This window comes from Streptomyces sp. ISL-100 (assembly GCF_018614615.1).
In the GTDB taxonomy this organism is placed as follows: Bacteria; Actinomycetota; Actinomycetes; order Streptomycetales; family Streptomycetaceae; genus Streptomyces.
Window position 1 is genome coordinate 1 of the sequence record NZ_JAGGOK010000011.1, and the last position, 13520, is coordinate 13520.

At 68.1% G+C, this 13520-nt stretch carries 14 protein-coding genes; 4 read left to right on the forward strand and 10 right to left on the reverse strand.

What is annotated here, in order from left to right:
• On the forward strand, positions 1–629 hold a 629-nt coding region (locus tag J7E89_RS06820), incomplete at its 5' end, for a TetR/AcrR family transcriptional regulator (RefSeq protein ID WP_214969526.1).
• Here the strand turns inward: J7E89_RS06820 and J7E89_RS06825 are convergent.
• The gene (locus J7E89_RS06825; RefSeq protein WP_214969528.1) at positions 610–870 is read right to left on the reverse strand and encodes a hypothetical protein; all 261 of its coding nucleotides are present in this window, start codon (positions 868–870) and stop codon (positions 610–612) included. The genes J7E89_RS06820 and J7E89_RS06825 overlap by 20 nt on opposite strands.
• Before the next feature lie 90 nt (positions 871–960).
• Here J7E89_RS06825 and J7E89_RS06830 point away from each other — a divergent pair, with 90 nt between their 5' ends.
• On the forward strand, positions 961–1563 hold the full coding sequence (locus J7E89_RS06830; protein ID WP_214969530.1) for a hypothetical protein: 603 nt from the start codon (positions 961–963) through the stop codon (positions 1561–1563).
• Positions 1564–1587: 24 nt separating this feature from the next.
• On the opposite strand, the gene J7E89_RS06835 is transcribed toward J7E89_RS06830, so the two are convergent.
• The 3 genes from J7E89_RS06835 to J7E89_RS06845 form a co-directional block, all read right to left on the reverse strand.
• The gene (locus tag J7E89_RS06835) at positions 1588–2319 is read right to left on the reverse strand and encodes a VOC family protein (RefSeq protein ID WP_214969532.1); all 732 of its coding nucleotides are present in this window, start codon (positions 2317–2319) and stop codon (positions 1588–1590) included.
• Positions 2320–2423: 104 nt separating this feature from the next.
• Positions 2424–3041, reverse strand: a complete 618-nt coding sequence (locus tag J7E89_RS06840) for a TOPRIM nucleotidyl transferase/hydrolase domain-containing protein (RefSeq protein ID WP_214969535.1) — start codon at positions 3039–3041, stop codon at positions 2424–2426.
• Positions 3042–3300: 259 nt separating this feature from the next.
• Entirely contained in the window at positions 3301–3894 is a 594-nt protein-coding gene (locus tag J7E89_RS06845) for an isochorismatase family protein (RefSeq protein ID WP_214969537.1), read from the reverse strand.
• 169 nt (positions 3895–4063) lie between these two features.
• Between J7E89_RS06845 and J7E89_RS06850 the strand changes: the two genes are divergently transcribed.
• Positions 4064–5065: a GlxA family transcriptional regulator gene (locus J7E89_RS06850; RefSeq protein ID WP_214969539.1), complete on the forward strand. Its 1002-nt coding sequence runs from the start codon at positions 4064–4066 to the stop codon at positions 5063–5065.
• A gap of 205 nt (positions 5066–5270) precedes the next feature.
• On the opposite strand, the gene J7E89_RS06855 is transcribed toward J7E89_RS06850, so the two are convergent.
• The 4 genes from J7E89_RS06855 to J7E89_RS06870 all read right to left on the reverse strand — a co-directional run bounded on the left by J7E89_RS06855 (position 5271) and on the right by J7E89_RS06870 (position 8677).
• Positions 5271–6971, reverse strand: a complete 1701-nt coding sequence (locus J7E89_RS06855) for a methylmalonyl-CoA mutase (protein ID WP_214969541.1) — start codon at positions 6969–6971, stop codon at positions 5271–5273.
• Between the two features lie 97 nt (positions 6972–7068).
• Positions 7069–7395 (reverse strand): DUF3817 domain-containing protein, encoded by a 327-nt coding sequence (locus J7E89_RS06860; protein WP_214969543.1) that lies wholly within the window; start codon positions 7393–7395, stop codon positions 7069–7071.
• Positions 7396–7536: 141 nt separating this feature from the next.
• Positions 7537–8046, reverse strand: a complete 510-nt coding sequence (locus J7E89_RS06865; protein ID WP_214969545.1) for a MarR family winged helix-turn-helix transcriptional regulator — start codon at positions 8044–8046, stop codon at positions 7537–7539.
• 10 nt (positions 8047–8056) lie between these two features.
• A complete protein-coding gene (locus J7E89_RS06870; protein WP_214969547.1) occupies positions 8057–8677 on the reverse strand; it encodes an MFS transporter in 621 nt (206 codons plus the stop codon).
• A gap of 9 nt (positions 8678–8686) precedes the next feature.
• On the opposite strand from J7E89_RS06870, the gene J7E89_RS06875 reads away from it, so the two are divergent.
• Complete coding sequence (locus J7E89_RS06875) at positions 8687–9736, forward strand: glycoside hydrolase family 6 protein (protein ID WP_214969549.1); 1050 nt, start codon at positions 8687–8689, stop codon at positions 9734–9736.
• A 10-nt stretch (positions 9737–9746) separates the two neighbouring features.
• Here the strand turns inward: J7E89_RS06875 and J7E89_RS06880 are convergent, their stop codons facing one another.
• A complete protein-coding gene (locus J7E89_RS06880) occupies positions 9747–11702 on the reverse strand; it encodes a kelch motif-containing protein (RefSeq protein WP_214969551.1) in 1956 nt (651 codons plus the stop codon).
• A gap of 3 nt (positions 11703–11705) precedes the next feature.
• Positions 11706–13484, reverse strand: a complete 1779-nt coding sequence (locus J7E89_RS06885; RefSeq protein ID WP_214969553.1) for a glycosyltransferase family 2 protein — start codon at positions 13482–13484, stop codon at positions 11706–11708.
• Positions 13485–13520 lie beyond the last annotated feature (36 nt).

Here is a 13520-nt window from a genome sequence, read left to right on the forward strand (position 1 = left end):
CCCCTCCCGCCCGCACCGGCCGCCCGCGGAGCGCCGAGGCCGACGCCGCGATCCTTGAGGCGACGAGAGCGGCGCTGGTGGAACTGGGCTGGTCGAAGCTGACGATGGGTGATGTGGCGAGCCGGGCCGGCGTGGCGAAGACGACGCTGTACCGCCGCTGGGCGAACAAGAGCGAGCTGGTCGTCGACGCCGTGGCCGTCCTCTTCGACGAACTCCAGCTCCCCGACCGGGGCAGCCTGACGGCCGACGTCGAGGGCGTGGTGCTCCAGTTCGCCGCGCTCCTCGACCGGCCCGAGGCGAAGACCGCGCTGATGGCGGTGGTCGCGGAGTCGACGCGCGACGAGGCACTGCGGGTGCGCATCCGCTCGGCGATCGTCGACCGCCAGAAGCGCCTGGTGCTGCTGGGCCGTGAACGCGCGCAGGCGCGCGGCGAGCTGCCGTACGAGGACGACCCCGCGCAGGCGGCCCGTAACGCGGACCTGATCTTCGACGTCATCGCCGGCGCGGTCGTCCACCGGGCACTGGTGAGCGCGGAACCGGTGGACAGGGAGTGGGCGCACAATTTCTCACTGCTGCTGGTGAACGGCCTGACGACAGGCCCGGCGCCGCTCAGCGCCCCTGCTCCGTAAGGCGATGCTCGACGTACTCGACGACCGTGCCGTCGGGGTGGCGGGCGGTGAACCAGGCACCGGTAGGAACCTTCTGGAGCGGATGCAGGATCTCGACACCTCCACCTCCACCTCCACGGGTGGAGCCACCCAGCCGTCGCAGATACGCCTCGGCCGAGTCGACGAGTAACGTGCCATGGGTCCCCCGGAAGGGTTCCAGCGTTTCCTCCGTGCCCTCGATGAGGAGGAAGCCGCCGACCACGGCAGCTGGAGCAGGGTCGGGTCGACACCTCGCGGCAGGTGCTTGACGCCGTCTCGCGCGCCCTGCGGCTGGAGCAAGCGGCACGCCGCCATGCGCTCTCGCTCGCCGGGTTCACCGGCGCAGCACCGGCGACCACCGGGGAAGCGGCGCACTCAGCGACACACGAGTCGGCGAGCACGGGCGACGCTCCTGTCGAAGACACCACTCGCGCGCTGCTGGACAGCTGGCCGGACAGCCCAGCACTGCTCCTCGACTCGGCGCTGGGCATCACCGCATGGAACGGCATACGTTGCAGTCTGGCCCGACCCGGGCGAAGTCCCGGCGGACCGGCGCAACCTGCTGCTCCTGTTGATCGGCGACGCGGTGCATCAGCGCCTGCTGCCCGGCTGGAAGCCGGTGGCAAAGGACCTGTACCGGCACTTCCGCACCCGCGCGGACCATCTGCCGCAGGCAGCCCCGATCCAGCAGCTCACGGCTCACCTGTACGCGCTGCGGCCCGACTTGACGCACTGGTGGGCCTGCCGCTCGGTCGGCGACTTCGCACCCCGCACGATCGAACTCGTACCGGACCGGAACAGCGGCCCGCCGCGCCGGTACGCGATGACACTGCTGCTCACGACGGGACCGGGGCCGCACCACAACGCAGCGATCCTGGTCCAGAGCCCCATCGCACGTGGCGCTCCCGCTCCGTGAGGAGAGGGCCGCCAGGGCCTGTCGTCAGTTTTCGAGCACACAGAACTCATGGCCATCGGGATCGGCCATCACCACCCAACTGACCTCGCCCTGGCCTATGTCGATTCGAGTCGCCCCGAGGGAGACAAGACGGTCGACCTCCGCTTGCTGATCACCGTGGGCAGGTGGAGCGAGGTCGAAATGCAGCCGGTTCTTCCCGGTCTTCGGCATCAGTGGCGGACCGCCCCACGTGATCTTCGGACCGCCGTGCGGCGAGCGGATCGCGGTCTCTTGGTCCTGGTCCCAGACCAACGGCCAGCCCAGCGCCTGGCTCCAGAAGTAGCCGACGTCCTGCGAACCGTCACACGCGAGCGCTCCGATGAACCCGCAGTCAGCAAGGAAGTTGTTGCCCGGCTCGATGACGCAGAACTCATTGCCTTCGGGGTCGGCGAGCACCACATGACCCTCCTCCGGGCGTTGACCGATGTCGATGTGCCGGGCGCCGAGTCCGAGCGACCTCGCCACAACCTGCTGCTGGTCATCGAGGGACATGCTCGTCAGATCGAAGTGCAGCTGGTTCTGGCCTGCCTTCTGCTCCTGGGTCGCAAGAAACCGGATCCGGAACCCGGTGTCGTCGCTCGGCAGGATCGCGATGCCGTCGTAGGAGTCGTCGTAGGAGTCGTCGGCCATCTGCCAGCCCAGGACGCCCGCCCAGAAGCGCGCGAGCCGGAGAGGGTCGTTCGCATCGAAGCAGAGCGCGTGGAGTCGAGAAGTCATTTTTCGGCATCTCCGATCTGCTGACTCGCTGCCCACCGCCGATCGGGCAGGGCAGTCCACCAGCGAGAAGGCGTTCGTTCATTCAGGTCGGGGCAGCGACCAAGTCACAGGCTCGTGAGGAGGTCGTCGAGCGGGGTCGGTGCCTGTTCGGGTTCGAGGGCCTCGACGAGGAGGCGGCCGTAGCGGATCTTGCGGCCTTTCTTCGTACCGAGGAAGCGCCGCAACTGCTGCCGGCGGGGCCGACCGTGGTGTGCGGGCTGGTGGAGAAAGGTCTGCCAGGCACGCAAGTCGCCCTCGGCCCGGACGATCTCCTCGACCCTTGCCGTGCCCAGCGCACGGATGAGCTCGTCCTCCAGGTCCGTCATACACACGAAGAAGTCCCGGCGCGGCACCCCTGCCCGCTTCAGACCACGGTCGTAGAAGCGCTGCTCGCCCTCGTCGCACAGTCCTGCCAAGCGCAGGCCAAGGCCGGGCGGCCCGAGGAGGCCGGCGTAGCGGCCGACGCTCATCGCCCCGCCCATCGACACGACGCACACCCCCTCGGCGGCCAGGTCCCGGCCACGCCGTGCGGCCAGCGCCTCGACGGCAGCGAGGTCGCTCGGCCCTTCCAGCAGCACCGCTGTCCGCACCCCCAGTCGCACAGCCAGATCACTCGCCGGCCCACCGGGACCGCCGGCCGCCCAGCCACTCAACTCGTCCCGGAACGCCCGCATGTCCGCCATGGAGCGAGTCTGCACCTCCACCGACAGCGCGGCACGGGATTATTCGACGCCCCCGCTCGACATGCCCCCCGACGCCGCGCCGAACTCTGCGCGGCATACAACGCGGCCGACGTCGGGACATCCGCCGAACGCAGCGCGTTATTCGGCCAGTTGCTCGGCAGGGTCGATGACCGCTCAACATCCGCGCCCTGTTCTACTGCGACTACGGCCACCACATCGCCATCGGCGCAGGTACGTTCATCAACGGTGCGGCTAACGCTCATCTCAAAGACGAGCCGGACGCGACGACGATTCCGTAAAGGTCAGCGATCGTTGCGAGCGCGCTGTGGTGGATCTGTTCCGCAGACACGTCGGCAACCACCGTCTGCAGAGGCCGCGTCGCGCAGGCGTCGGCGACTACCGTCGGCTGGTTGCCGCGCAGGAACGCGCCTTCCGCGGTGAAGGTCACGCACATGTTGGTCATGAACCCGGCGATGATGACGTTCTTGTTGCCGGCCGCGTCAATGTGTTCGCCCAGGTCCGTGCCGACGAACGCGTTGGGAGCGGCCGTCTTGACAACGACAGGTTCACCCTCGATGGGAGCCACACGGGGATGGATTTCGCCGATTTCGGTTCGGATGTCGTACGGGCTTCCTTCGCCACCGTCGTTCACGACGTGGATGACCTTCGTTCCGGCGTTCCGGGCCCTGGCCAGCAATGCGGCGGCAGAGTCGAGGGCGGGATCCCATCCCGTCAGCTCCATCACTCCAGTGGTGTAGGTGTTCTGGTAGTCGACCAGGATCAGCGTCGCATCGGCCAGCGATGCAGGGGTCTGGTCGAAGCCGTTGAGCTCACGCAGGGTTGTCGTAGCCATTGAAGTGCCCTCCTCGGGCGTCGTGTTGAAAGGTTCGCGTCACAGCACGGGGTGGCTGTGCGTTGAACGCTACGAGCCACCCAGACGTGTCGGCAATGTCGCCTAACATGCAGATACAGACATCGCGTGCAGTGGTTAACCCGCCGGTGCCGACACGAACGGAGACCAAGTGAGTACCGTCAAGCGACTCGTTGTCGTCGTCCTCTTCGACGGCGTCGACCTGCTGGACATCACCGGCCCCCCGGAAGTGTTCTCCCTGCTGCAGCGCGAGGTGGACGACGCGACGGGCTACCACGTCGTACTGGCAGCCGAAACCATGAACCCCGTGACCACCTCCGCAGGGGTTCGTGTCCTGCCCGACACCACTTTCCAGGAGGTGTCGGGCAGGCGTATCGACACCCTGCTGGTGCCCGGCGCGGTCGAAGCCGACAGCCAACGCCGTGTTCGGGCCATCACCGACCCCACAGTGGTCGCCTGGGTGAAGACACTCGCAGGCCAGACACGGCGCGTCGCGTCCGTCTGTGTGGGAGCACATATCCTCGCGGCCGCCGGGCTGCTGGAAGGCAAGCGCGCCACAACCCACTGGTCGACCGCGCAACAACTGGCCGCCGATTACCCCTCGATCGAGGTCGACGCCGATCCGATCTTCATTCGCGATCACGATGTGTGGACCGGCGCGGGAATCAGCGCCTGCCTTGACCTGTCGCTTGCCCTCGTTGCCGACGACTTCGGCGAAGCCACCGCGCTTCGCGTCGCTCGGCAGCTCGTGATGTATCTGAAACGGCCAAGCGGCCAAAGCCAATTCAGCGTCCCGCTCGAACCCGTCTCGACAACGCGACGCACAGAGGATCTCCGTCACTACATCACGCGGAACCTCACCGAGCAGCTCACTGTCGCCGACCTCGCCGGTCAGGCCCACGTGAGCGAACGGCAGCTCACCCGAATCTTCAAGACTGAACTCGGAGTGACCCCGGCCGCTTACATCGAATCAGCCCGCGTCGAAGTGGCGCGCAATCAACTTGAATCCACGGACGCGACCCTCGAACGCATCGCATCCACCTGCGGCTTCAACACGACGGACACCCTCATCCGCGCGTTCCGCCGGAAACTCAACACGACACCGACGGAGTACCGAAACCGATTCCGGCACTCCGTTTGTGACCCAACCTGAGGCCGCCCCGGCGATGGTGGGGAGCCGCCCCCAGAAGCATTGCGGCGGAGGGTCGGCGGTCCGGTCAAGGGTTAAGCGGAGCGCAATCTCCGTAGGCGACGCGACGTAGGAGCGCCCTTGAGGGGCGGGCCTCCGGCGCCACCCTCCGAAAAGGGCGGCCCCCACACCAGACGCAATCACCGCGCCGGCCCGGCCGAAGCCCCCCTCAGAACCCCGGCGGCTCCGTGTAGACGCCCCACTCGTCCCGCAGTACGCCGCAGATCTCGCCCAGGGTCGCTTCCGCCCGTACCGCCGTCAGCATCGGCTCTATCATGTTCGAGCCGTCGCGCGCCGCCGCCAGCATCGCGTCCAGCGATGCCGTCACCTTCGCGTCGTCCCGCGCCGCCTTGCGCTCCACCAGCGTGCTCACCTGCACGCGCTCCACCTCGTGGCTCACCCGCAGAATCTCCAGGTCACCCGTCACCGACCCGTGGTGGCAGTTCACGCCCACCACCCGCTTGTCGCCCTTCTCCACCGACCGCTGGTACTGGAACGCCGACTCGGCGATCTCGCCCGTGAACCAACCGTCCTCGATCCCGCGCAGGATGCCCGACGTCATCGGACCGATGGGATGGCGGCCATCCGCATGCGCCCGCATCCCCCGCTCCTTGATCTGGTCGAAGATCTTCTCGGCGTCCGCCTCAATGCGATCCGTCAGCTGCTCGATGTACCAGGAACCGCCCAGCGGGTCCGCCACATTCGCGACGCCCGTCTCCTCCATCAGCACCTGCTGCGTCCGCAGCGCGATCTCCGCCGCCTGCTCACTCGGCAGCGCCAGCGTCTCGTCCAGCGCGTTCGTGTGCAGCGAGTTCGTGCCGCCCAGCACCGCCGCCAACGCCTCGACCGCCGTACGCACCACGTTGTTGTACGGCTGCTGCGCGGTCAGCGAGACGCCCGCCGTCTGCGTGTGGAACCGCAGCCACTGCGCCTTGTCCGTCTGCGCGCCGTACACATCCCGCATCCACCGCGCCCAGATCCTCCTCGCCGCGCGGAACTTCGCGATCTCCTCGAAGAAGTCCACGTGCGCGTCGAAGAAGAACGACAGGCCAGGGGCGAAGTGGTCCACGTCCATGCCCCGCGACAGGCCCAGCTCGACGTAACCGAAACCGTCCGCCAGCGTGTACGCCAGCTCCTGCGCGGCCGTCGCTCCCGCCTCGCGGATGTGGTAGCCGGAGACCGACAGCGGCTTGTACGCGGGGATCGAGCGCGCGCAGTGCTCCATCAGGTCGCCGATCAGGCGCAGATGCGGCTCCGGCTGGAAGAGCCACTCCTTCTGCGCGATGTACTCCTTGAAGATGTCCGTCTGGAGCGTGCCGTTCAGCAAGCCGGGGTCCACGCCCTGACGCTCCGCCGCCACGATGTACATGCAGAAGACGGGGACGGCCGGGCCGCTGATCGTCATCGACGTCGTAACGTCGCCCAGCGGGATGCCCTTGAACAGGACCTCCATGTCGGCGGCGGAGTCGATCGCGACACCGCAGTGCCCGACCTCGCCGAGCGACTTCGGCTCATCGGAGTCCCGGCCCATCAGCGTCGGCATGTCGAAGGCGACCGACAGCCCGCCGCCGCCGTTCGCCAGGATCATCTTGTAGCGCTCGTTCGTCTGCTCGGCGTTGCCGAAGCCGGCGAACTGGCGGATGGTCCAGGTCCGGCCGCGGTAGCCGGTCGGGTGCAGGCCGCGGGTGAAGGGGTACTCCCCGGGCCAGCCGATCCGCTCGAAGCCCTCGTACGTGTCGCCGGGTCGCGGGCCGTACACGGGGTCGACCGGGTCTCCGGAGAGCGTGGTGAAGTCCGCGTCGCGCTTGCGGGCCTTGTCGTAACGGGCCTGCCAGCGGCGGCGGCCTTCCTCAATCGCTTCAGCGTCCATACCTTCGAATTTACTAGGACGTCCTAGTAAATGTCGATGGCTGACCGCCACAAGCCACGCTTGTGGCGGTCGGAATCCGGTCAGAACCGGTGAAAGATCAGGCCTTCGCCGTCGCCGGGCGCGCGTCCGTGATCAGCAGACGGGCCTCGCGGGTGATCTTCGGCTCGACAAAGAACGAGGCCAGAGGGATGCAGCCGGCCGCCAGCACCCACAGCAGCTTGCCGAACGGCCACTTCGCCTTGGTGCCGAGATCGAAGGCGAAGACGACGTAGATGATGAACAGCACACCGTGGATCTGCGAGATCAGCATGGTGTCGCCGGCCTGGAATCCGTACTTCGCGACGATCGCCACGGTGAACACCAGCAGCCACACGGCGGTGATGTACGCCATCACCCGGTATCGGGACAGCACATTCGACTTCATGGCGTCGAGCGTATCGGGGCCGGACGGGCGATCTTCGCGCGGGTTGCCGCTTCTCGCCCGTTTCGTCGCCTGCTTCGCCCCGAAGCCGCGCGCCCACTTCTCCTCGAAGCCGCGCGCCTACTTCTCCTCGAAGTCGTGCGCCTACTTCTCCTCGAAGTCGTGCGCCGCCACCCGCAGCGGACGCAGCATCGCGAAGATCTCCGCGCATTCCTCGGCGTCGTACGCGCTCAGCCCGAAGTCCATCGCCATCAGGTCGCGCGTCGCCGCCTCCACTACCTCGCGGCCCTTCTCGGTGATCGAGGCGAGCGTGCCGCGGCCGTCGTTCGGGTTCGGGCGCTTGTCGACGAGGCCTGACTTCACCAGCCGGTCGACGGTGTTCGTGACGGACGTCGGGTGGACCATCAGCCGCTCGCCGATCTTGGACATCGGCAGCTCGCCCTGCTTGGAGAAGGTGAGCAGCACCAGCGCCTCGTACCGCGCGAAGGTCAGCCCGTACGGCTTGACGACGGCGTCGACCTCGGCCAGCAGGATCTGGTGCGCGCGCATGATCGAGGTGATCGCGGCCATCGAGGGGACGGGTCCCCAGCGCTGCTGCCAGAGTTCGTCGGCTCTGGCGATGGGATCGAACGGGAGGCTGAGCGGCTTCGGCACGTCATCGACCTTACCGGCCGGTCATATCGCGAACATCCCCGTCTCGCGCTTCGGTCGTTTTCGATCCCCTGCTGCCGCCCTCGCGGACTTCGGTACGTCGGATCTCCGCCAGCAGCACCAGCACAGACGCCGTACCCACGACCGCGAAACCGGCCACGACCTGGTGTACGGGAAAGAACTCCGCTGCTGCGCCCGCGACCGCCATCCCCACCCCCTGAACCGTCATCATGCCCGCCGTCATCACGGTCATGGCGCGCCCGCGCAGTTCCTCCGGCACGGCTTTGACGAACCACTGGTCCAGGCCGAGCGTGTACGCCGATGCCAGCCCCGTCAGTACCAGCGCGAGCACCGCGAGCGGCACCCCGGGGCGTACGGCATACAGCGCCAGCGGCAGCAGGCACACCGCCGCCACCGGTACGACGATCCGCTCCCGGGTGCGGGGGCCGAGGGCCGAGCCGGCCCAGACCTCCCCCGCGATGTGCCCCACCGGCATCGCGCACATCAGCAGGCCGACGGCGGCGGTGCCGACGCCGATCTGGTCGGCGTACGGCGCCGGTGTCGCAGCCCAAGGCGATATGCGCGCTATGCAACGATTGCCCGGTCCACCTAGTCGCCCAGTCGAACCGTCCAAGGGGGCTGGATGTCCGGCCGCAGACCGACCCGCTCGCTCACCGCCGCAGCCTCGCTCACCGCCGCAGCCATCGCCGTCCTCGCGCTCACCACCGCCGGCTGCTCCAGCAGTTCCGGGTCGGAGGCTGAGCCTCGGCCGGAGGGATCCGCCGCCCCGCAGAACCAGGCCGAGAACCGCGACTCCTCCCCCTACTGGGTAGACCCGGAAAGCGACGCCGCCCGCCAGGTCAAGGCGTGGGACGCCCAGGGCCGCAGCGCCGACGCCGACATTCTGCGGCGTATCTCCGAGCGCCCGGTCGCCGACTGGCCCGCCGGGGACGATCCGGCGCCCGGCATCAAGAACGCCGTACGCGGCGCCGCCAAGGACGGCAGCACCCTCGTACTCGTCGCGTACAACATCCCGCACCGCGACTGCGGCCAGCACTCCGCCGGCGGCGCCGCCGACGCCGACACCTACCGCCGCTGGATCGGCTCGTTCGCCGACAGCATCGGCTCCGCCCCGGCCATCGTGATCCTCGAACCCGACGCCGTACCCCACATCGTGGACGGCTGCACCCCACCCGAAGAGCACGACGAGCGCACCGAACTCCTCTCCGAAGCCGTCGACCGGCTCAAGCAGCAGCCGAAGACCAAGGTGTACGTGGACGCCGGCAATCCCGCCTGGATCGACGACCCCGGCAAGCTCGTCGAGCCCCTGAAGCGGGCCGGCGTGGACCGGGCCGACGGCATCTCGCTGAACGTCTCCAACTTCCAGACGAACGACGCCGTCAAGTCGTTCGGCGCCCAGCTCTCCGGCCTGCTCGGCGGCACCCACTTCGTGATCGACAGCAGCCGCAACGGCAACGGCCCGCTCTCCGGCGGCCGCACCGACGCCTGGTGCAACCCCACCGGCCGCGCCCTCGGTACGCCGCCCAGCGACCGCACCGGCGACCCGCTGCTCGACGCGTACCTGTGGATCAAGCGGCCGGGCGACTCGGACGGCGAGTGCCGCGGCGGCCCGGCGGCCGGCACCTGGTGGCCGGATTACGCTCTCGGCCTCGCCCGCCGCGCCAAGGCGTGAATAAACGCACTCACCGCACGTGAATCCACTTCGCCTCCGACGGCGTCCCCTTGCCGTCCGTGACGAAGAGCATGTACCAGCCGGGCGGCACCAGCGACTTGTCGCCCGGCACCTCCACCGTCACCTCGCCCTTGCCCTTCTTCAGGCCGAGCTCGATCGAGCGCTGCTCGACATCCGTCGTGTGCGTGACCGCACTCGGCCGCATCAGCCTCGCCCCGACGATCCGCTCCGGATGCGCGGTCTTGTACGTCGCCCTCCCCGACGCGCCCAGCTCGCGCGGTCCCGCCCCCAGCGCCGGACGCAGCGCCTTGTCCCGGAAGAGGTACGGCGGCGTATAGACCTCCATCCGCTGCTCGAACTTGCCGAGCTTGGTGTTGTCCTTGTCGCCGAACAACGAGTCCGATCCGAAGGTCACCACCCGGCCGTCCGGCAACAGCAGCGCCTCGGAGTGGTAATTGCGGCCCACCGTCGGCTCGGCCGCCTCCTTGAAGGCGTTCGTCTTCGGGTCGTAGAACTGCGCCTTGAGGATGTTGCTGGCGCCGCGCCCCCGGTAGTCCGTCGAGCCGCCGCTGGTGAAAACGGTGTCGTCCGGCATGATCACGCTGTTCAAGTACCGCGTTCCCTGCGGGAGTTGCGGACCGCGCTCGAACACCGGACTTTCCTCGTCCAGGTCGATGATCGCCGTACGGCCGGTCGCCTTGTCCGACTCTCCGACTCCCCCGCCCCCCAGGATCATCACCCGCTGGTCCTGCGCGGGCGGCAGCACCAGCGAGGCGGCGGTCTCCGTCTGGTCGAGATCCGTAAGGCCGCCGACCTTCTTGAAGGTGTTCTTCTCCAGGTCCCAGATGCCGGGCTCGCGGCCCTTGTCGGCCGGCCCGTAGCCGGCGTTCGCCCCGGAGTAGAAGAGCTTGCCGCCCTTGGTGAGGAAGAGCGCCGGGTACGTAGGGAAGTACCGGAAGGGCGCCTTCGACCACTTCTTCGTCTTCGGGTCGTAGTACTCGTTGTCGCCCGCGAGAATCGCGCCGACGTCGTCGAGCCCGGAGACGGCGAGCACCTTGCCGTCCTGGAGGGTGACCAGCGTCGGGTACCAGCGGGCCTCCTTCATCGGGTCGACGGGTATGTACCTCTCCGCCTTCGGGTCGAACTCGTACGCCGCCCTGATCCCCTGGAAGTCCTGCTTGTCCATGGTTATCGCTTCGGCGAGGCCGTACGCGTTGTCGGCGGCCTCCCCCTTCAGCCCTTCTATCTCGTACTGCGCGGACTGCTTCGTGACAGCCTTCGGCCCCTCCTCCACCGCCTCGACGAAGACCCGCGCCTCCGCTGCCTTGACCGTGGTCTTCCAGGGCAGCATGCGCCCGCTCTTGGCGTACGAGATCTTGAAGTCGCGCTTGGCCTTCGGCACGGTCACGTCGAACTTCGACACGTACACAACCCCGGACGGCGAGCGGAAGCGGGTGCCCTTCTTGAAGGTGATGGGCTTGTCCGGGTTCTCGTTCTTGACGCGCATTCCGCCGCCGGCCCGCATGACCTTGTCGCCCAGCACCTCGTAGCGCGCGGTGCCGCCCGCCACCAGCAGCCGTCCGTCGGGCAGTTGGGCGTGCCCGGCGCAGAAGAAGTCCTCGGGGGTCGGGACCAGCTTGAAGGAGTTGTCCTTGGGATCCCACAGGACGGTCTCGAAGGTGCCCTTGTCGAACTTCTCCTCCTCGTTGCCCGAGCCCGCGATGATGAGCACTTTCCCGGTGTTGAGCAGGGCCGCATGAATGGCGTTCGTACGGTATTCCTCCGGAATGTCGACGGTCGACCAGGACCCGTACTGCGCCTTGTAGCCGGGCTGGGCGATCTTGTACGCGTGGTACTTCTCCTCGGCGAAGGTCAGCGCCGCCGGCGCGTTGAGCCCGGCGAGCACGACGACAGCTCCGCCGCCCAGCAGCGTCTTCTTGAACTTCTTCGTCGGCCGGTAGGCCATGGGTCACTTCCCTCCGGTCGTCGTGGCGAACGCGGGCTCCGGCTCCTCACCCGGCACCGTGCTGCCGGCGCCCACCGCCTTGGCGGGCCTGACCGTCTTGGCCGCGGCGCGCCGCTCCCGCACCGAGGTCCAGCACCACACAGCGACCGGCGAGAGCGCGATGACCAGCGCCAGTACGGCCCAGGTGCGCATCGCCGCATGGGTGTGACCGAGGTGGAAGGACGCGACCAGGGAGCCGATCAGCACAGCCGCCCAGAACAGATGAATGCGGAACGTCAGCAGCCGGTCGGGGCTCGCCTCGCCGCCCTTGGGCGTGACCACGAACCTGCCCCGGGTGCGCAGCACCGCCGAGCCCAGCGACTTGGCGTAGATCGGCGCGCAGAGCGCGGACATCGCCATGCCGGCCAGACCGCCGGAGCCTTCCGGCTCGTGCGGCGAGACATTGTGCCGCCTGTTCCACAGATACAGCCCGATCTGGAGGGCCGCCGCGTCGCTGTAGAGCATCAGCCACACCGACGACGACACCTGGGTGCCGGATGCCCCGAACCACAGGAACAGGACGCAGCTGAGGATGCCGAGCAGCCAGTTGACGGCGGTCATCGGGTAGTAGACGAGCATCAGCGAGTACGTGAGGAGCCGGCCCGGCGGCACCCGCAAGGGGGCCTTCCAGAACTGCCTGAACAGCGTCTCGTACGTCCCGCGTGACCACCGCAGCTGCTGGGTGAAGAAGTCGGTCCACGAGGCCGGACCCTCCCCGACGGCCAGCACGTCCGGGGTGTAGACGGACCGCCAGAAACGCCCGGTCTCGCGGTTCCTCCTGCGGTGCAGCTCGAAGCCGGTGGCCATGTCCTCGGTGATGGAGTCGTACAGGCCGCCGACCTGCTTGAGGGCCTTGACGCGTACGACGTTGTTGGTGCCGACGAACATGGGCGCGCCGTAGCGGTTGCCGGCGCGCTGGATCAGGGCGTGGAAGAGAAACTGCTGCGACTCCGCGGCCTTGGTGACGCCCTTCTCGTAGTTGCCGTACACCTGCGGACCGACGACGAAGGCGATGTCCGGGTCACGGAAATAACCGAGCATCCGCTCCAGGAAGTTGGGGAGCGGCACGTGGTCGGTGTCGACGGAGGCGAAGAAGTCGTAGGCGTCGCCGTGCATGGCCAGCCAGGCGTTGTAGTTGCCGTGCTTGGTCTTCGCCCGGTGCGGGCCCTTCTTGGTGTTCCACTCCGGTATGCCGTTGCGGCTGAAGTGCCGTACGCCCAGCTCCGCGCAGAGCGCCCGGGCCTGCTCGTCGTTTCCCTCGTCGAGGAGCCAGATGTCGAGCGGCCCTTCGTGCCGGAGCCCGACCGCGCCTTCGAGCGTGGCCCTGACCATGGCGAGGGCTTCCTTGCCCGGTACGTACGTCGTGAGGAACGCGACCCGGGTCCCCGGCTCGGGCGTCACCGGCACCGGGTCCCTGGCGACCATCGTGGCGTGTGCGATCGACACCACGTTGACCAGCATGAAGAACATGATCAGGCCGATCGAGACCAGCATCACCCGGTCCAGCTGGATCAGCCAGCGGTCGCCGCCCTCGCGTTCGGTCCAGTGAGTGGGCCAGACGAGGTAGACCAGCAGGAGCGCCGAGAGCAGCGGAGCCAGCGTCATCAGCAGGACGGCGCGTATTCGGTGCGGTTCCTGCGCCATCAGGCTCCGGTACTGAACCCGGTACGGGCAGGTACCGGGATCGGTCATCGGCCCGGCGAGCCGGCTGTGGGTGTCGTAGTCGTAGCCGTCCGGCCGCACTGTGCCTCCCGCAGTCGAGGGCTTTCAATACCCCCA

Excerpts from the sequence above, each read along its gene's own strand:
- J7E89_RS06830 (WP_214969530.1), top strand. The coding sequence starts at position 961 with ATGCGCTCTCGCTCGCCGGGTTCACCGGCGCAGCACCGGCGACCACCG.
- J7E89_RS06835 (WP_214969532.1), bottom strand. The coding sequence starts at position 2,319 with ATGACTTCTCGACTCCACGCGCTCTGCTTCGATGCGAACGACCCTCTC.
- J7E89_RS06840 (WP_214969535.1), bottom strand. The coding sequence starts at position 3,041 with ATGGCGGACATGCGGGCGTTCCGGGACGAGTTGAGTGGCTGGGCGGCC.
- J7E89_RS06845 (WP_214969537.1), bottom strand. The coding sequence starts at position 3,894 with ATGGCTACGACAACCCTGCGTGAGCTCAACGGCTTCGACCAGACCCCT.
- J7E89_RS06855 (WP_214969541.1), bottom strand. The coding sequence starts at position 6,971 with ATGGACGCTGAAGCGATTGAGGAAGGCCGCCGCCGCTGGCAGGCCCGT.
- J7E89_RS06860 (WP_214969543.1), bottom strand. The coding sequence starts at position 7,395 with ATGAAGTCGAATGTGCTGTCCCGATACCGGGTGATGGCGTACATCACC.
- J7E89_RS06875 (WP_214969549.1), top strand. The coding sequence starts at position 8,687 with ATGTCCGGCCGCAGACCGACCCGCTCGCTCACCGCCGCAGCCTCGCTC.
- J7E89_RS06880 (WP_214969551.1), bottom strand. The coding sequence starts at position 11,702 with ATGGCCTACCGGCCGACGAAGAAGTTCAAGAAGACGCTGCTGGGCGGC.